This is a genomic window from Streptomyces sp. NPDC002446 (genome assembly GCF_053595675.1).
Map to the genome: position 1 here is coordinate 25,939 of NZ_JBSFYC010000067.1, position 16,936 is coordinate 42,874.

Annotated in this window: 14 protein-coding genes; 6 read left to right on the forward strand and 8 right to left on the reverse strand. The window is 70.6% G+C overall.

Going from position 1 to position 16,936, the window contains the following annotated elements:
* Positions 1-2 precede the first annotated feature (2 nt).
* From ACWD6P_RS29360 to ACWD6P_RS29385, 6 genes are all read right to left on the reverse strand, one after another.
* Positions 3-1,217 carry an acetyl-CoA C-acetyltransferase gene (locus ACWD6P_RS29360; RefSeq protein ID WP_451447193.1) on the reverse strand — a complete coding sequence of 405 codons (1,215 nt, stop codon included), beginning with the start codon at positions 1,215-1,217 and terminating at the stop codon, positions 3-5.
* 49 nt (positions 1,218-1,266) lie between these two features.
* The gene (locus ACWD6P_RS29365) at positions 1,267-2,409 is read right to left on the reverse strand and encodes an acyl-CoA dehydrogenase family protein (RefSeq protein WP_451447207.1); all 1,143 of its coding nucleotides are present in this window, start codon (positions 2,407-2,409) and stop codon (positions 1,267-1,269) included.
* Positions 2,410-2,436: 27 nt separating this feature from the next.
* Positions 2,437-3,462 carry an LLM class F420-dependent oxidoreductase gene (locus tag ACWD6P_RS29370; protein ID WP_451447194.1) on the reverse strand — a complete coding sequence of 342 codons (1,026 nt, stop codon included), beginning with the start codon at positions 3,460-3,462 and terminating at the stop codon, positions 2,437-2,439.
* Positions 3,462-4,655 carry a CaiB/BaiF CoA transferase family protein gene (locus tag ACWD6P_RS29375; protein WP_451447195.1) on the reverse strand — a complete coding sequence of 398 codons (1,194 nt, stop codon included), beginning with the start codon at positions 4,653-4,655 and terminating at the stop codon, positions 3,462-3,464. The genes ACWD6P_RS29370 and ACWD6P_RS29375 overlap by 1 nt, the downstream gene beginning before the upstream one ends.
* 178 nt (positions 4,656-4,833) lie before the next feature.
* Positions 4,834-5,214: an MmcQ/YjbR family DNA-binding protein gene (locus tag ACWD6P_RS29380; RefSeq protein WP_451447196.1), complete on the reverse strand. Its 381-nt coding sequence runs from the start codon at positions 5,212-5,214 to the stop codon at positions 4,834-4,836.
* Positions 5,215-5,709: 495 nt separating this feature from the next.
* Positions 5,710-7,221 (reverse strand): sialate:H+ symport family MFS transporter, encoded by a 1,512-nt coding sequence (locus ACWD6P_RS29385; protein ID WP_451447197.1) that lies wholly within the window; start codon positions 7,219-7,221, stop codon positions 5,710-5,712.
* A gap of 361 nt (positions 7,222-7,582) precedes the next feature.
* Here ACWD6P_RS29385 and ACWD6P_RS29390 point away from each other — a divergent pair, with 361 nt between their 5' ends.
* On the forward strand, positions 7,583-8,773 hold the full coding sequence (locus ACWD6P_RS29390) for a saccharopine dehydrogenase family protein (protein ID WP_451447198.1): 1,191 nt from the start codon (positions 7,583-7,585) through the stop codon (positions 8,771-8,773).
* Positions 8,774-8,803: 30 nt separating this feature from the next.
* Here ACWD6P_RS29390 and nfi read toward each other — a convergent pair whose 3' ends face one another.
* Positions 8,804-9,508 carry a deoxyribonuclease V gene (gene nfi, locus ACWD6P_RS29395; RefSeq protein ID WP_451447199.1) on the reverse strand — a complete coding sequence of 235 codons (705 nt, stop codon included), beginning with the start codon at positions 9,506-9,508 and terminating at the stop codon, positions 8,804-8,806.
* 332 nt (positions 9,509-9,840) lie between these two features.
* On the opposite strand from nfi, the gene ACWD6P_RS29400 reads away from it, so the two are divergent.
* Both ACWD6P_RS29400 and ACWD6P_RS29405 read left to right on the forward strand, forming a co-directional pair.
* Positions 9,841-11,262: an amidase gene (locus ACWD6P_RS29400; RefSeq protein WP_451447200.1), complete on the forward strand. Its 1,422-nt coding sequence runs from the start codon at positions 9,841-9,843 to the stop codon at positions 11,260-11,262.
* A 38-nt stretch (positions 11,263-11,300) separates the two neighbouring features.
* The gene (locus tag ACWD6P_RS29405; protein ID WP_451447201.1) at positions 11,301-11,597 is read left to right on the forward strand and encodes a YciI family protein; all 297 of its coding nucleotides are present in this window, start codon (positions 11,301-11,303) and stop codon (positions 11,595-11,597) included.
* Positions 11,598-11,752: 155 nt separating this feature from the next.
* On the opposite strand, the gene ACWD6P_RS29410 is transcribed toward ACWD6P_RS29405, so the two are convergent.
* Positions 11,753-13,225: a sugar porter family MFS transporter gene (locus tag ACWD6P_RS29410; protein WP_451447202.1), complete on the reverse strand. Its 1,473-nt coding sequence runs from the start codon at positions 13,223-13,225 to the stop codon at positions 11,753-11,755.
* A 454-nt stretch (positions 13,226-13,679) separates the two neighbouring features.
* On the opposite strand from ACWD6P_RS29410, the gene ACWD6P_RS29415 reads away from it, so the two are divergent.
* The 3 genes from ACWD6P_RS29415 (at position 13,680) to ACWD6P_RS29425 (ending at position 16,528) form a co-directional block, all read left to right on the forward strand.
* Complete coding sequence (locus tag ACWD6P_RS29415; RefSeq protein ID WP_451447203.1) at positions 13,680-14,588, forward strand: SIS domain-containing protein; 909 nt, start codon at positions 13,680-13,682, stop codon at positions 14,586-14,588.
* A gap of 100 nt (positions 14,589-14,688) precedes the next feature.
* The gene (locus ACWD6P_RS29420) at positions 14,689-15,570 is read left to right on the forward strand and encodes a class II fructose-bisphosphate aldolase (RefSeq protein WP_451447204.1); all 882 of its coding nucleotides are present in this window, start codon (positions 14,689-14,691) and stop codon (positions 15,568-15,570) included.
* A gap of 154 nt (positions 15,571-15,724) precedes the next feature.
* Positions 15,725-16,528 carry a DeoR/GlpR family DNA-binding transcription regulator gene (locus tag ACWD6P_RS29425; protein WP_451447205.1) on the forward strand — a complete coding sequence of 268 codons (804 nt, stop codon included), beginning with the start codon at positions 15,725-15,727 and terminating at the stop codon, positions 16,526-16,528.
* The last annotated feature ends 408 nt before the right edge of the window (positions 16,529-16,936 follow it).

The window sequence follows — 16,936 nt, forward strand, 5'->3', positions numbered from 1 at the left end:
GGTCAGAGGCGCTCGATGACGGTGGCGACGCCCATGCCGCCGCCGACGCAGAGGGTGGCCAGGCCGTAGCGCTTGTCCTGCCGCTCCAGCTCGTCGACGAGGGTGCCCAGGATCATCGCGCCGGTGGCGCCGAGGGGGTGGCCCAGGGCGATGGCTCCGCCGTTGACGTTGACCTTGTCCAGGCTCAGGCCCATGTCCTTGACGAAGCGCAGCACCACCGCGGCGAAGGCTTCGTTGATCTCAACCAGGTCGATGTCGTCGATGGTCAGCCCGGCCTTGGCCAGGGCCTTGCGGCTGGCGGGCGCGGGGCCGGTGAGCATGATCGTCGGCTCGGAGCCGGAGACCGCGGCGGAGAGGATGCGGGCCCGCGGGGTCAGGCCGTAGCGCTCACCGACCTGCTTGGAGCCGATGGCGACCAGCGCCGCGCCGTCCACGATTCCGGAGGAGTTGCCGGCGTGGTGGACATGGTCGATCTTCTCGATCCAGTGGTACTTCTGCAGGGCGACCGCGTCGAAGCCGCCGGCGTCACCGATGGCGGCGAAGGACGGCTTGAGGCCGGCGAGCGAGTCGGCGGTGGTGCCGGGGCGCATGTGCTCGTCGTGGTCGAGGACGACCAGGCCGTTGCGGTCGCGCACCGGGACGACGGAGCGCTCGAAGCGGCCGTCCTTCCAGGCCTCGGCGGCGCGCTCCTGCGAGAGCGCGGCGAACTCGTCGACATCGCGCCGGCTGTAGCCCTCGATGGTGGCGATGAGGTCGGCGCTGATGCCCTGGGGGACGAAGCCGGTGTCGAAGTTGGTCATCGGGTCGGCGAACCAGGCGCCGCCGTCGGAGGCCATCGGGACCCGCGACATGGACTCCACGCCGCCCGCCAGGACCAGGTCCTCCCACCCCGAACGCACCTTGGCCGCGGCCATGTTGACCGCTTCGAGACCGGAGGCACAGAAGCGGTTCTCCTGGACGCCGGCGACGGTGTCGGGCAGTCCGGCGGCGATCGCCGCGATCCGGGCGATGTCGGAACCCTGGTCGCCGACCGGTCCGACGACGCCGAGCACGATGTCGTCGATGGCGGCCGGGTCGAGTCCGGGGAAGCGGCGGCGTACTTCGTGGATCAGGCCGACGACCAGGTCGATCGGCTTGGTGCCGTGCAGCGCGCCATTGGCCTTGCCACGGCCGCGCGGGGTGCGGATCGCGTCGTATACGTACGCTTCGGTACTCACTGGGTAAGCGCCTTTCGAGAAAACACAGCGGGAGGACACAGCGGGCGGGTCAGCCGAGCAGGGAGCGACCGATGATCTCCTTCATGATCTCGGTCGTCCCGCCGTAGATGGTCTGGATGCGGCCGTCGGTGAAGGCCTTGGCGACGCGGTACTCGGTCATATAGCCGTATCCGCCGTGCAGTTGCAGACAGCGGTCGGCGACGCGTTTTTGGAGTTCGGTGGCCCACCACTTGGCCATGGAGGCATGAACGGCGTCGAGCGTGCCGTCCGAGTGATCGGCGATGCAGCGGTCGAGGAAGGTGCGGGTGACGGCGCACTCCGTGGCCATCTCGGCGATTTCGAAGCGGATGTGCTGGAGCTTGGCCAGCGGCCGCCCGAAGGCCTCACGCTCCTTGACGTACTGCGTGGTGATCTCCAGCAGATGCTCGGCGCCGGCGATCCCGGCGACGGCTATGCCCATGCGCTCCTGCGCGAGATTGGTCATCAGATGCACGAACGCGCCGTTGAGCTCGCCGAGGAGGTTCTCCTTGGGAACCCGTACGTCGTTGAAGAACAGCTCGGCGGTGTCCTGGGACTTCTGGCCGATCTTGTCGAGGTTGCGGCCGCGCTCGAAACCGTCCATCCCGCGCTCGACGACGAGCAGCGACAACCCGTGCGCACCGCCCTGCGGTGTGGTCTTGGCGACGACGATGACGAGGTCGGCGAGGATGCCGTTGGAGATGAAGGTCTTGGAGCCGTTCAGCAGCCAGTGGTCGCCCCGGTCCTCGGCGGTGGTGCGGATGCCCTGCAGGTCGGATCCGGCGCCGGGCTCGGTCATGGCGATGGCGGTGATGATCTCGCCGGTGCAGAAGCCGGGCAGCCAGCGGCGTTTCTGCTCGTCGGTGGCGAGCGAGGTCAGGTAGGGGCCGATGATGTCGTTGTGCAGGCCCAGCGCGAGACCGGCCGCGCCGGCGCGGGTGAACTCCTCCGCGAGGACGGCGCTGTAGCGGAAGTCGGCGTTGCCCCCGCCGCCGTACTCCTCGGGCACCGCCAGGCCCAGCAGTCCCTGCCTGCCGGCCGCCCGCCAGGCGTCCCGGCTGACGATGCCGTCCTTCTCCCACTGGTCGTAATGCGGCGTCACCTCCTTGGCGAGGAAGGTGCGCACGGTCTGACGGAAGGCCTCGTGATCCTCGGTGAAGATCTGGCGCTTCATCTGGGCGGTCATCTCTGCGGGCCCTCCTCAGAGCCAGTTCTTGACGGTCTCGATCAGCTTGGCGGGCTCCGGTCCCACGGGGTGGACGTTGAGCATCGTCACGCCCGCCTCCCGGAACGCCTCGATCCGCTCGCGGACGTACCCCGCGGGCCCGCACAGCGACATCAGCTCGCAGAATTCGTCCGGTACGGCCGCCTCGGCCTCCCGCTTCCGGCCGGCGAGGTAGAGCTCCTGGATCCGGTCGGCGGCCTGCCCGTAGCCGTAGGCGACGGCGAGGGCGTGGTAGAAGTTCTTCCCCTTGGCGCCCATGCCGCCGACGTAGAGCGTGATGGTCGGGCGGGCGAGGTCCCGGGCCGCGGCGGCGTCCTCGCCGATGGCCAGCAGGCCGCCGGCCACGGTCTGCAGCGGGCCGAGCGCCGGATCGCGCCGGGCGGCGCCCTCGGCGAGCGGGGCGCCCCACACGTCGTGGGCCTTCTCCGGGATGAAGAGCGTGGGCAGCCAGCCGTCGGCGATCTCTGCGGTCAGCCGGACGTTGGCCGGGCCGAGCGCCGCGACATGGACGGGGATGGCGGGGCGCACCGGCCGGGTGAGGATCTTGAGGGGCTTGCCCAGCCGGCCGCCCTTCTCCGGGGGCAGCGGCATATCGGTGATGCCGTGGTGGTCGATGACCTCGCGGCGCCAGATCCGGCGGCACAGCTCGATGGTTTCGCGGGTGCGGCCGAGCGGCTTGTCGTACGGCTTGCCGTGCCAGCCCTCGACGACCTGCGGTCCGGAGGCGCCCAGGCCGAGCAGTGCCCGGCCGCCGGAGACGGCGTCGAGCCCGGCGGCGGTCTGGGCGATCAGGGCGGGGGTGCGGGAGTAGACGTTCAGAATCGCCGAGCCGATCTTGGCGCGCTCGGTGCGGGCGGCCAGGAATCCCATGATCGTGGGCGAGTCGAAGCCGTAGGCCTCGGCGACCCAGATGGCGTCCAGGCCCGCCCGTTCCAGGGCGGCGGCCTCTTCGGCCGCCCGGCGCGGATCTCCCGCGTACTGCAGTGTCGTGGAGAGTTCCATCAGCCGGCGGCGTCCTTCTGCTCGATGCGGATCGGGGAAGCGGCCGGGGCGCCGGCGCGGTCGACCGGTGTCGGGGCGAGGAGGCTGGGCGCCTGCCAGTCCCGGGCGATCTCCTCGGTGTCCGCGCCGGGCCGGGCGGGCGGTCGGCGTACCGCGCCCGGGGTGCGCGAGAAGCGGGGCGCCGGTGCGGGCTGGGTGATCCCGCCGTGGTCGACGAAGGTGCCGCGGGCGGCGAGGTGCGGGTGCTGCGGGGCCTCGCGCAGCGAGAGCACGGGCGCCACGCAGGCGTCGGACTCCTGGAAGACCTCGGTCCACTCCTGTCGCGTACGGGTCCTGAAGCGGGCGGCGATGGCGGTGCGCAGCTCGCCCCAGGCCGCGAGGTCGTCCCGGCTGGGCGCCTCCTGATCGATGCCCAGCAGACGGATGAACTCGCCGTAGAAGCGCTTCTCCAGCGCGCCGACCGCCATATAGCCGCCGTCGGCGGTCTCGTAGGCGCCGTAGAACGGTGTCCCGCCGTCCAGGAGATTCGCACCGCGCCGGTCCTGCCAGCCGCCGGCCGCCAGCATGCCGTGGATCATCGCCGTCAGATGGGCCGTGCCGTCGACGATCGCGGCGTCCACGACCTGGCCCTTTCCGCCCTCGGTGCGGGCATGCTGGAGGGCCGCGAGGGCGCCGATGACGAGATAGAGCGAACCGCCCGCGTAGTCGCCGATGAGGTTGGCGGGGATAGCGGGCGGACCGTCCGGCGGGCCGATCATGCCGAGGGCGCCCGTGATGGCGATATAGCCGATGTCGTGTCCCGCGGTGTCGGCCAGCGGGCCCTGCTGTCCCCAGCCGGTCATCCGCCCGTAGACCAGCCGCGGGTTGCGCGCGAGGCACTCCTGCGGGCCCACGCCCAGCCGCTCGGCCACACCGGGGCGGTACCCCTCCACCAGCACATCGGCGCGCTCGACCAGTTCGAGGACCTGGGCCACCCCTTCGGGTCTCTTCAGGTCCACCAGCACCGAGCGCTTGTTGCGGTTGGTGAGGTCGTACGCCGGGTCGATGCGCAGCCCCGCGCCGCCGGGCCGGTCGACGCGCACGACATCGGCACCGAGGTCGGCCAGCAGCATGGCCGCGAACGGGCCGGGGCCGATGCCTGCGAGTTCGACCACCCGCACCCCGCTCAGCGGGCCGTTGTCCGGCTCAGTCATCGCGCCCCATGCCCTTCCGCACTGTGACACTTCTGATGTAACACCCGTGATGTTAAGAACGTGTTCCACTTTCCACAAGACCCCCGTGCCAAGTGGCAACCGCGGAAAAGGCCCGCGCCGACGATGCTCAACTGCCATCGCCGCCACGGGCCTTTGCGCGCCTGCTGCCGCTGCGCCGCTATCCCCCGTCGAGCTCGGCGATGAGCCTCTTCGGGGCTATGACGCGATAGGACTCCTCCGCCCAGTCGCAGAGCAGCTCGGCCGGCGGAGCGCCCTTCTCCTCCAGCGGAACCTGCACCCATCCGGACCTGCCCAGTCCGTACCCCGCCGGTCCGGCACCCGGCGCGCTCAGCGCATGGGCATGGGCGTCCGGCTCCTTGAGCTTGAGGGTGACCCCCAGCGGATGGCTGCCGTCCTCGACGCCGAGGAAGACGAAGACCTTCTTGTTGACCTTGATGACGCTCTCGCCCCAGGGAAACTCCTCCACGGCGCCGGGAAGCCCGAGCGCGAACTCCCGCACCCGCTCCCGCACCACCGCCGGATCCGACGCCTTCGCCATGAGCTCCTCCACGTCCGTTCCCCCGTACGGCTCCGCGCGCGCCGCGTGCGGGCCGATCAACGCCTCCCACGCTAACCGCGACCACTGACAACGGCCCGCGCAGCGCCGAGCGCCGGACCCGCAGAGGGACAATCACCCCCCTGTCCGACTCGCAACTCGCCACCGCGCTGTTCGCCTTCCACACAGGTCAGCACGGACGGCGTGGCGCCCACCCCGTCCCACGTCGCCGCGCAGGCCGTCTCGTGCGTCGGGTTCATCGGTGGCGGTCTGATCGTCGTCTCCGTCTGGAGGGCCCCGCCACCGCGCACCCCTTGGTCGAGACGCTGTCGGCTGGACGGCGTGCGCCGGGTGACGCCGGGGCGGCAGGGCGGCAGAGCGGCAGAGCGGCAGAGCGGCAGAGTGACCGTACGGAGTGAGCCCGGCGCCCGCCCGGGCGTCCCTCAGCCCGCCGGAGTGCCGCTAGGGCCGTTCCGACCCAGGCCCATCGGACCGGCCCTAGGCCGAGCCGGGCGACGCCTCTCCTGCGGTGGAGCCGGGCGGCGCCGGCGGCGAAGCGGCCTTCGTTTCTCCGGCCTCCGGTACGAGGTGGTCTCCGGGCGCCTGACGGTCCACCAGTCTTCCCAGCCGCTGGGGGACATCGCCGCCCACCAGGATGATGACGACGAGGGTCAGCCCGAAGGTGAGCACGGCGAGCGCCCGCCCCAGGGGCATGCCCTCGGCCAGATGGGCGCCCAGGACGGGGGCGACGGCGCCGCCCAGGGCCCCGACGTTGTAGACGAAGCCGAGCGAGGCGGCGCGGCGCGCGGTCGGGAAGTGGCCGGCGAGGTACTTCGGCAGGATGCCGGAGATGCCCTGGCTGAGCGCGAGCAGCCCGAAGACCAGCACTCCGAGCAGCGGCAGGCTGTCCCGCACCGCGAAGACCGGGAAGACGAAGACGAGGGAGGCCAGCAGGGTGCACGCATAGGCGCGCCGGGTACCGAGCCGGTCCCCCACGTAGCCCGCCAGCCAGCAGCCGGCCATCGTGCCGAAGCCCGCAAAGGACATCACGTCGGTGACCTGCCCGGGGGCGTAGCCGAGACCGGTCTTGAGGTAGGTGGGCAGCAGGGCCTGGACGGGCCAGCTGTACAGGAAGGCGCAGAACACCGTCACCATGAGGGACACGTACAGCAGCCATCCCCGGCGGCCGCCGAGCTGCACGGCGAAGGCGATCAGGCACAGCGCCGCGACGGCCGACAGCCAGGGGACGTAGCCCGCGCCCACGGGTGTGAAGACGCAGAACAGCGCGACCGAGGCCCCCGCTGCCAGGACCGCGTTGCTCCACGACCGGATACGGCCGGTGAACAACGGCCGGAACGGATGCGGACGCTCCCCGTCCGGGCGGCCCGCGGCGGCACCGACCTCCTTCTGCCAGTCCCCGGCCTCCGGCAGCGACCTGCGCACCCAGAGGGCAACGAGAACGGGCAGTACGCCGATCCAGAACATCCAGCGCCAGCCCCATTGCGGCACCACCCACTTGTACAGCTCGGCCGCGAGAACGGTGCCGCCCGCGTAGCCGGAGATCAGGAACCCGGAGGCGCGGTTGCGCCAACGGGTGGGCCAGCTCTCCAGCACATAGGTCACGCTGGCGCTGTACTCCCCCGCCATGCCCAGGCCGATCACCAGTCGGGCGACGAACAGGCTGGTGTACCCCCAGGCGAACCCGCAGGCGAAGGTGCCCAGCGAGTAGAGCAGGATGCTGGCGATCATGGCGGCCTTGCGGCCGTAGCGGTCCCCCAGGGCGCCCAGCACGGCGCCGCCCAGCCACCGGGTGATGAATGCACCGGAGATGAGCGAGGCGGCGGTGGCGGTGCTGAGGTGGAAGTCCTCGGCGATTACGGTCAGTACCAGTGTGATCAGGACGAAGTCGAACCCGTCGAGAAGGTAGCCGAACCAGGCACCGGCCATCGCCTTCCACTGCCGTGCGGTGACCTCCCGGTACCAGCTCTGTGTCCCCTCAGGGCTCTCCATGGGGCGCACGGTCACAGCAACCCGGCCTCCTCCAGTAGTCGGCGGACGGTTCGGTGCGGGGCGACGAACGGCTGAGGAACGGCTGAGGAACGGCTGGCGGAGGCGACGACGGGCTAACGGCCACCAAGGAAGCACGACCGCGGTGTACGGGACATGGGACGTCCCATGTCATCGGCGCTCACGGTGAATCTGACCGGCCCTCGACACCCTGTCAAGGCCGCACACCGCACCCCGTCCCGCCACAGGAGGGCCGACGGAACGGATCGGGCCAACGGGAGGTCCGAGGCCGGTCGTTGACGCGGCGGCAGCGACTGCCTAGGGTCCGGACACCAGGTCAACGGGGCTCTTGAGAGGATGCGCGATGCGACGGCAGGACACCTCCGGACGGACCCATGACCTCGTCCTCTACGGTGCGACCGGCTTCGCCGGCGCCCTCACGGCCGAATATCTGGCCGAGCACGCCCCCGAGGGCCTCCGCTGGGCACTGGCCGGACGCAACCGCACCAAACTGGAGCAACTGCGCGACCGGCTGGCGAAGATCGACCCGGCCTGCGCCGACCTGCCGCTGCTGCAGGCCGACAGCGGCGACCGGGAAGCGCTGCGCGCCCTGGCTGCCGGCACCCGGGTACTGGCGACGACGGTCGGCCCGTACGTGATCCACGGTGAGCCGCTGGTCGCCGCCTGCGCCGAAGCCGGAACCGACTATCTCGACCTGTGCGGAGAGCCGGAGTTCATCGACCGCATGTACGTGCGGCACCACGCGACGGCCCGCTCCTCCGGCGCGCGCCTCATCCACGCCAGCGGCTTCGACTCCGTCCCGCACGACCTGGGTGTGCACTACACGGTGGGGTTGCTCCCTGAGGGAGTCCCGCTGCGCATCGACGGCTTCGTCCGCACCAACGCGACGTTCTCGGGCGGCACGCTGGCCTCCGCACTGACCGCCGTGTCCCGCCCGGTCGCCATGGCGCAAGCCGCCCGCGCGCGCCAGCGGACCGAGCCCCGACCGGCCGGCCGTACCGTCCGAGCGCCGTTCGGCCCGCCGGTCCGGAGCGCCGAGACACGCACCTGGGGCGTGCCGCTGCCGACCCTCGACCCGCAGATCGTCGCCCGTTCGGCCGCCGCGCTGGACCGCTACGGGCCCGACTTCCGCTACCGCCACTACGCCGGCGTGCGGAGGCTTCCGGTCGCCGTCGGCGGGGCCCTGGGGTTGGGCGCGCTGTGTGCGCTCGCCCAGGTGCCGCCCGCACGACGCTGGATCTCCGGCCGCCTGGAGCCGGGCGAGGGCCCGAGCCCGGAGCGTCGCGCACGCAGCTGGTTCGCCGTCCGCTTCGTCGCCTCCGGTGGCGGAAAACGCCTGGTCACCGAGGTCTCGGGCGGCGACCCCGGCTACGAGGACACGGCGAAGATGCTCGCCGAATCGGCACTGAGCCTGGCCTTCGACGACCTCCCGGAGGTCTCGGGCCAGGTGACGACCGCGGTGGCCATGGGGGACGCGCTGACGGCCCGCCTCCAAAAGGCAGGCCTCACTTTCCGCGTGGTCCACGAGGAGTGACCCGGTGCCCGGGCCCCCATCGTGCCGTCGTCAGGCGGCGGCCAGCGCCCTGCGGCACAGCGCGTCGGCGGCCCGGGTCGTCTCCGGGAGCCGGTATGCGGCCGCCAGTTGGAGCGTATGCACGCAGGCCCGGTCCAGGTCGACGCGGTGCCCCACGGAGACGAAGACCGGTTTGACGCCCTTTCGGGTGCGCAGGGCGCGTCCGACCTCCTCGTCGCCGTCCAGCAGCGGAGAGGTCGCGCCGCGCTCCGGCCCCGGAGGGGCGTACCGGAAAGTGAAGGGGTTCTTGGCGACGCCGATGGTGGGCAGCCCGGTCAGCACCCCCAGATGGCTGGCGAGCCCGAAGCGGCGCGGGTGCGCGAGTCCGTATCCGTCGCAGACCACGAGGTCGGGGGTGCGGGCGAGACGGTCGAGAGCGGCGAGCACGGTGGGTATCTCACGGAAGGCGAGCAGCCCCGGGACGTACGGGAAGGAGACCTGCCCGACGGCGGTGGCCTCGTCGACGACGGCGAGGGTGCGGGCGTCCAGCGCGACGGCGGCCGCGGCGACCACATCCCGCTCGTCGTCGTAGGCGACGTCCACCCCGGCCACGATGCCCTCGAAGCCCGGTTCCGGCCCCGACTCGTCGAGCAGTACGTGGGACCGCAACCGGTCCTGGACGGCGCGCGCCTGGGCCTCGTCGGTCGGCCAGTGCCGCAGTTCCTCGTCGCAGGAGATCGTTCGGGAAGTGTCCATGGTGTCCACAACGCTACCGAACCGGTGCTCGGGCGATGATCCGCCGGTCGATGCGCCCGCGTCCGGCGCTGCACGCCCCGTTCGCCGAGCGCGCCGCTCACTGTCAGTGGCGGTCGGTACGGTGAGGAGCGTGGACCCCGCCGACGTTGCTCCGGCCGAATCGAACCCGGCAGACGCTCAACCAAGCCGCATGCGAACCGGCTGAATCCGCGCCGGCCGATCCGACGACGCTGACTGACCCGAACACTCCTGTACGGCCACCCCGCCCATCCCCTTGCCCCGGAGACCACCGACCACAGACCACCAGCCCCCTGAGACCACCAGAGGCCCTCATGTCCGACGCTCTCCACCAGCTCGATGCCACCGACCTCGCCGCCCGGTTACGCCGTCGCGACATCTCCGCCCGGGAGGTCGTGCAGGCCCATCTGGACCGCATCGCCGAGGTCAATCCCACCCTCAACGCCATCGTCACCCTCGACCCCGAGGGCGCGCTCGCCGCTGCCGCGCAGGCCGACGAACGGCTCGCCCGAGGGGACGCCGTGCCGCCGCTGCACGGCCTGCCGATCGCGTTCAAGGACACCCACCTCACGCGCGGCATGCGCACCACCTTCGGCTCACCGCTCTTCGCCGAGCACATCCCCGACGAGGACGACCTGCTGGTCGACCGGCTGCAACGGGCCGGCGCCATCCGCCTCGGCAAGACCAACGTCCCCGAATTCGCCGCCGGTTCGCATACGTTCAACCGGGTCTTCGGCACCACCCGCAATCCGTACGACACCACGCGCTCGGCGGGCGGCAGCAGTGGAGGCGCCGCCGCGGCGCTCGCGGCCGGGCTGCAGCCCCTCGCCGACGGCAGTGACATGGGCGGATCGCTGCGCAACCCCGCCTCCTTCTGCAACGTGGTCGGACTGCGGCCGACACCGGGCCGCGTCCCGCCCCACCCGGGTGTCAACCTCTGGGACACCCTTACGGTCCCCGGCCCCATGGGGCGGACCGTCGCGGACACCGCGCTGCTGCTGTCGGCGATGGCCGGCCCGGATCCCCGCTGCCCCATCAGCCTGGAGACTCCCGGCGACGCCTTCCGGGTACCGCTCGACCGCGACCTGCGCGGACTGCGTGTCGCATGGACCCCCGACCTGGGCGGATGCGCACCGGCCGACCCGGACGTCCTCGCCGTACTGGAGCCCGCGGTGAGCGTCCTGGAGGAGCTCGGCTGCCAGGTCGACTCCGCCTGCCCGGACCTGACCGGAGCCGATGAGGCCTTCCGGACACTGCGGGCGCACAGCTTCGATCTGGCGCTCGGCGACCTCCTCGACTCCGATCGGCAAGCCCTCAAGCCGAGCCTCGTCTGGAACATCGAGCAGGGCCGCCGACTGACCGCAGCCGACCTCAACGCCGCCACCGCGACCCGTAGTCGACTGCACCTCGACGCGCTGGACTTCTTCTCCCGGTACGACCTTCTCCTGGCCCCGGTCAGCCAGGTCACGCCGTTCGATGCGGAGCTGGAGTACCCGCGGGAGGTCGCGGGCCGGCCCACGCACACGTATCTGGACTGGATGCGGTCCGCCTACCTGATCTCCCTCCTCGGTGTGCCCGCCCTCTCGGTCCCCGCGGGGTTCACGCCGGGCGGCCTGCCCGTGGGCCTGCAGTTCGTCGGCGCGCCGCGCGCCGACCTCACGGTCCTCCAGGCCGGCCATGCCTACGAGCGCGCCACGCAGCACGGCCGACGCCGCCCCGACCTGCCCATATCCTGACCCGCCCCGGTGCCACCCCCATTGCATATATTGCAGCCATGTTCGTACTGGAACTGACCTACACCGCGCCCATCGAACGCGTCGACGCCGCCCTTGAAGAACATGTGGAGTGGCTGCAGAAGGAGTACGCCGCTGGGCATTTCATCGCGGCCGGCCGCAAGGTCCCGCGTAACGGGGGCGTGATCCTCGCCGCCGGAGTGGACCGGGCGACCGTGGAGCGGATCGTGGCCGAGGACCCGTTCACCCTTGCCGGGGTGTGCGAGTACCGGATCACCGAGTTCGTGGCGACGTCGACCGCACCTGCCCTGGAGGCGTACCGGGAGCAGCTGCCGTAGCCGCTCAATCCGACGGTCGATGCCCGAGCGGGCATCAGAGGCAGGGGTCGAGGTGCGGACACGAGGTACGGACACCCCCCGTTAGCTGCCTCTCCGCCGCCGGGCGGGCTTCTCGTTCGCTGTCCGTCAGCTCAGGAAACACCCACGGGCCGAGTCTATGAAGAGGTAGTCGTCGACGCCGGTGACGTCCCGAGCGGGACGAGGTCTGCGGTGCCGGGCTCGGGCGGCTCGGGCCAGCGGCCCCCGTTTTGCCAGTAGTCCCTGATCTCCTCCAGCTGACGCCCCTTGGTCTCGGGCGCCGTGACGGAGGCGAAGAGCAGGGCGGCGAGGGCGAGGGCACCGAGGCCCGCGAAGGTGAGTGCCGCACCGGCCCAGGCCATCACGGACGGGAAGAACTGGGCGATCAGGAGGTTGGCGACCAAGTCGGCGGTGAGCATCACCGACGCCCCGGTGGAGCGCAGCTGGGCGGGGAACGCCTCGCTGGCATAGACCCAGATCAGTGATCCGAAGCCGAAATTGAAGGCCGCGGTGAACAGGAGGATGGCACCGAAGCCGATCCAGGTCGTGGCACCGCGCAGATCCCCGGCGCCGAACACCGCGGTCAGGACGGCGAGCATCATCACCATCGTGCCGATGCCGCAGAGCAGCACCAGCCGGCGGCCGAGCCGGTCGACGACGAGGATCGCGAGAACCGTCGCGGCCAGCGAGGCGAGCTGGACGAAGGACGGCAGCAGGAAGTTCTGGCCGTCGCCCGTGAAGCCCATCTCCTCGAAGATCTGCGGGCTGTAGTAGGTCACCGCGTTGATGCCGGTGATCTGGCAGAAGAAGCCGAGGCCGACGACGAAGAAGGCGGCGCGGGCGTACGGCCTGCGCAACAGGGAGCGCGCCGATCCGCCGCTCTCCTCGGCGAGTGCGGCACTCACGGCGGCTACCTCGGCGCGCGGATCGACGTCCGGGTCGGTCATCGCCATGACCTCGACGGCTCGATCCGTACGCCCCTTGAGCACATACCAGCGCGGGGTGTCCGGCAACCGGAGCAGCGGGATCAGGACGAGCGCCGCCGGAAGCGCGGAGAGGCCGAGCATCCAGCGCCAGTGGCCTCCATCGGACAGGCCCCAGTTGACGAAGTACGTGATGACGATGCCGGCGACCGTGGCCACTTGATAGGCGGCTACGGAGGCGCCCCGGATCCGTGCCGGGGTCGATTCGGCGACATACAGCGGAGCCGCGACGATCGAGATGCCGATGGCGATGCCGAGCAGGAACCGGACGGCGTCCAGTACGACGACGTTGGGCGCGAGGGCGGAGAGTGCGACGAACACGGCGTAGGAGCCGGCGACGATCAGCATGGCGGCCTTACGGCCCAGGGCGTCCGCGAGCTTGCCGCCGATCAGCGCGCCCACGATGGAGCCGCACACCAGGATGCTGTTGACCAGGCCTTTCTCGGCCTCGGTGAGGTGGAAATCCTTGCTCAGGAACACCAGGGCACCGGAGATGCTGCCGGTGTCGTAGCCATAGATGACACCGACGACGGCGCCGGTGAGCGCGAACAGCCTGCCGGTACGGCCTGCGGTCCGGGGTGACGGCGGCGGGGGCGGGGGCGTCGCGGAGTGCGTGGCAATGGACATGGGAAGTCCTTTGTGCGGCGGAGCGGCGGGCGCCTGGCTGACCGATGTCCGTAAGGCGCATGAGTGCTGCGGGACTGCGGGACTGCGGGACTGCGGGACTGCGGGACTGCTGACAGTGTGGTGGACTTGTGTGCGTGATCTTGCGAATATCCCGCCTCTTTCACGCACCTGTCAACAGCACATCCCCACCCCTCCCTTTCCCTGGCCCTTACCTCCGCGTCCGCCACACTCGGCCGCACCCAGAGGCCCGCAAACGGGCTTCGATCAGCCCTCACCCCGCCCCGCCAGCACAGATCCAACCGTCACCCCCTATGGCGCATCCACCCGTACGAGGGATGGATTGCGAGCGAGAGTCTGCGTACAGTCGATTGTAACGAAGCCAAAAGTTGCAGTTTCTCGCAACACGACAGCATCTCGGTTCGGAACCGGTTCATGCGTCACGGGAGGGTGGGTCATGAGTGAGACCTCATACATGGAGCAGGAGCTGCTGAGTCAGCCGGAGACCTGGCAGGAGGCAGCGCGGATCGGCGCGGCCGTCGACACACTGCCCACGGCAGGACAGCGGGTCGCCGTGATCGGGTGCGGCACCTCATGGTTCATGGCGCAGTCGTATGCGGCGCTGCGCGAGGGCGCGGGACTGGGCGTGACGGATCCCTTCGCCGCATCCGAAGCGTTCCTCGGCAGCGACCGCGGCTACGACGCTGTGGTGGCCATCACCCGCTCGGGCACCACGACCGAGGTGCTGCGCGTGCTCGATGCGGTCAAGGGGCGCATCCCGACGGTGACGATCATCGGCGACCCCGAGACTCCCGCGGTGGCGACCTCCGACAAGACGGTCGCGCTGCCCTTCGCCGACGAGAAGTCCGTGGTGCAGACCCGTTTCGCGACAACAGCTCTCACGCTGCTGCGCGCGCACCTGGGCGAGGACGTTTCGCAGGCGGTGAGCGACGCGCGGGAGGCGTTGGCCGCGCCGCTGGACAAGGAATGGGTGGACGCCGAGCAGTTCTCCTTCCTCGGTACCGGCTGGACCTTCGGCCTGGCCAACGAGGCGGCGCTCAAGATGCGGGAGGCATCGCAGAGTTGGACGGAGTCCTATCCCGCGATGGAGTACCGCCACGGTCCGATCGCGATAGCCGCACCCGGCCGGGTGACCTGGCTGTTCGGCAGGGCTCCGGAAGGACTGGAGGCCGATGTGGTGCGGACCGGAGCGCGTTTCGTTTGCCACGCGCGCGATCCGCTGGCCGATCTGGTGCTGGTCCAACGGGTCGCGCTGGAGCGGGCCCGCGCCCGCGGCCTGGACCCGGACAACCCACGCAGCCTGACCCGTTCGGTGATGCTCGAGCCCTCGGCCGCCGCCTCATAGCGACTACCTCCGCGCTCTCCGCTGACCTCCGCACCTCACCCCACGCTTCAACCACTTCAACCCCTTCAACCCGCCTCGCCCGCAAGGGAGTCAGATTCCCGTGCCACTCGTTCCCACCTCATCCATCGTCGACGCCGCACGCGAGGCCCGAGTCGGCGCCGCGGCATTCAACGTCATCCATCTGGAAACCGCCGAGGCACTGGTCACCGCCGCCGAACGCACCGGGACCCCGCTGATCCTGCAGATCAGCGAGAACTGCATCCGCTACCACGGCAGCCTGCTGCCCATCACCCGCGCCACCCTCGCTCTCGCCGAGGACTCCACCGCCCGCATCGCGGTACACCTCGACCACATCACCGATGCGGAACTTGTCCACCAAGGCATCGGAGCCGGAGTGGGGTCGGTCATGGTGGACGCTTCCGCGCTCCCGTACGAGGAGAACGTCGCCACCACCGCCGAGCTCACCGCCTGGTGCCACGACCGGGGTGCCTATGTCGAGGCTGAGCTCGGCGAGGTCGGCGGCAAGGACGGCGTGCACGCACCAGGGGCACGTACAAACCCCGATGAGGCTCTGGCCTTTGTCCGTGCGACCGGTGTGGACGCCCTCGCCGTGGCCGTCGGTTCGTCACATGCGATGCACGAGCGTACGGCCGTACTCGACAAGGAACTCATCACGACGCTGCACGCCACCCTGCCGGTGCCGCTGGTACTTCATGGCTCCTCCGGGGTGCCGGACGAGGAGCTGCGCCGCGCCATCGCCGCCGGGATGACAAAGATCAACATCTCCACTCATCTGGTCTCCGTCTTCACCCACTCAATACGGCAGTCACTGGGCGCCGACCCGTCACTCATCGACTCCCGGAAGTACGTCAAGCCGGCCCGCGAGGCAGTGGCCGAGGAAGCCGCGAGGCTGCTGGACGTCCTGGGCGCTCCGGCGACGGTTCCCGTTCAGTTCGCGGCCCAGGCACCAGCTCGGGGGTGAGGCAACAACAAGCTCGGACCGCCGCAGGCCCCCCCCCGCTTGAGACAGCCGTTCCCACGTCTGCAAGAACGAGCAGAAAGGAAGCAAGGTGGTGGATCACCAGGGCCCCTAGCGGGCGTCACCGTGGTCACAGGAAACGAATTAGGCTCGCGCCATGAAGCGCCATGAACGGATGAACGCACTGCTTGAGCTGCTCGGGGACCGCGGTCGGGTAGATGTCGAGGAGGCGGCGACCGCTCTGGAGGTCTCGGCCGCCACGATGCGGCGCGACATGGACGCCCTCGCCGAGCAGCAGCTGCTGACCCGCACCCGGGGCGGGGCGGTGCTCAGCTCGGTGGCGTACGACCTGCCGATCCGCTACAAGCATGCGCACCGGTCGGAGGAGAAGGAGGCAGTGGCGAAGGCCGCGGCGAAGCTGGTCGAGCGGGGGGATGTGGTCGGGCTGAGCGGTGGCACGACGACCACGGCGATCGCCCGGGTGCTGGCCACGCGTCCGGACTTCGCGGAGGCAGGACCGCAACCGCACCTGACCATCGTCACCAATTCCCTCAACATTGCCAATGAGCTGGCCGTGCGGCCGCAGATCAAGATCGTGCTCACGGGCGGGGTGGCACACTCGCGGTCGTTTGAACTGGTCGGTCCGTTCAGTGAATTGGTGCTGCAACAGATCTCGATCGATATCGCGTTCATCGGGGCGAATGGAATGGACCCGATGATGGGCGCCACGGTCCACGATGAGGCGGAGGCCCGGGTCAACCGGCTCATGGCCGAACGTGCTCGGCGTGCCGTGGTCGTCGCGGACTCGTCGAAGATCGGCGAGCGCTGCTTCGCCCGGGTCGGCGATGCGGACGTCTTCGACACGTTCATCACGGACGGCGGCGCAAAGGAGGCAATCCGTCGTGAGTTCGCGGACCGGGGGCTGAGGGTGATGACGGCTCGGCCGTCTTCCGGCGAGTAGGGCTCACACTCGGCCTGGCGGGTCGCGGGCAGCCCGTCGACTCACGGACCCGAGCAGCACGTACGCCGGGCAGACGCCTCGGTCCGGCGGGTCGCGGGCAGGGGCAAGCAACTCGCGGACCCGAGGAGGTTCGGCCTCACCCCGGTGACCATGAACCCGTGCAGGCCCGGCGGGTCGCGGGCAGGACTGGCAAGGCGTGGCGGCTCGCGGGCCCGACCAGGCCCGGCCTCCGCCTGGCGGCTCATGGGCTTGGACAGACTCACGGGCTTAGACAGGTGCCGTAGGCCGACGGCTCACAGGCAGCCCGGCGACTCGCGGGCCTGACCAGGCCCGGGTCTCGCCCCGGCGGCCCACGCACCCGACCAGGCCCGGCGGCTCGTATGCCGCGGGCGGGCCCAGCCTCCGCCG

Bases quoted from the DNA above. Each gene is read 5' to 3' on its own strand.
- ACWD6P_RS29365 (WP_451447207.1), bottom strand. From the start codon at position 2,409: ATGAAGCGCCAGATCTTCACCGAGGATCACGAGGCCTTCCGTCAGACC.
- ACWD6P_RS29370 (WP_451447194.1), bottom strand. From the start codon at position 3,462: ATGGAACTCTCCACGACACTGCAGTACGCGGGAGATCCGCGCCGGGCG.
- ACWD6P_RS29375 (WP_451447195.1), bottom strand. From the start codon at position 4,655: ATGACTGAGCCGGACAACGGCCCGCTGAGCGGGGTGCGGGTGGTCGAA.
- ACWD6P_RS29380 (WP_451447196.1), bottom strand. From the start codon at position 5,214: ATGGCGAAGGCGTCGGATCCGGCGGTGGTGCGGGAGCGGGTGCGGGAG.
- ACWD6P_RS29385 (WP_451447197.1), bottom strand. From the start codon at position 7,221: ATGGAGAGCCCTGAGGGGACACAGAGCTGGTACCGGGAGGTCACCGCA.
- ACWD6P_RS29390 (WP_451447198.1), top strand. From the start codon at position 7,583: ATGCGACGGCAGGACACCTCCGGACGGACCCATGACCTCGTCCTCTAC.
- nfi (WP_451447199.1), bottom strand. From the start codon at position 9,508: ATGGACACTTCCCGAACGATCTCCTGCGACGAGGAACTGCGGCACTGG.
- ACWD6P_RS29400 (WP_451447200.1), top strand. From the start codon at position 9,841: ATGTCCGACGCTCTCCACCAGCTCGATGCCACCGACCTCGCCGCCCGG.
- ACWD6P_RS29405 (WP_451447201.1), top strand. From the start codon at position 11,301: ATGTTCGTACTGGAACTGACCTACACCGCGCCCATCGAACGCGTCGAC.
- ACWD6P_RS29410 (WP_451447202.1), bottom strand. From the start codon at position 13,225: ATGTCCATTGCCACGCACTCCGCGACGCCCCCGCCCCCGCCGCCGTCA.
- ACWD6P_RS29415 (WP_451447203.1), top strand. From the start codon at position 13,680: ATGAGTGAGACCTCATACATGGAGCAGGAGCTGCTGAGTCAGCCGGAG.
- ACWD6P_RS29425 (WP_451447205.1), top strand. From the start codon at position 15,725: ATGAAGCGCCATGAACGGATGAACGCACTGCTTGAGCTGCTCGGGGAC.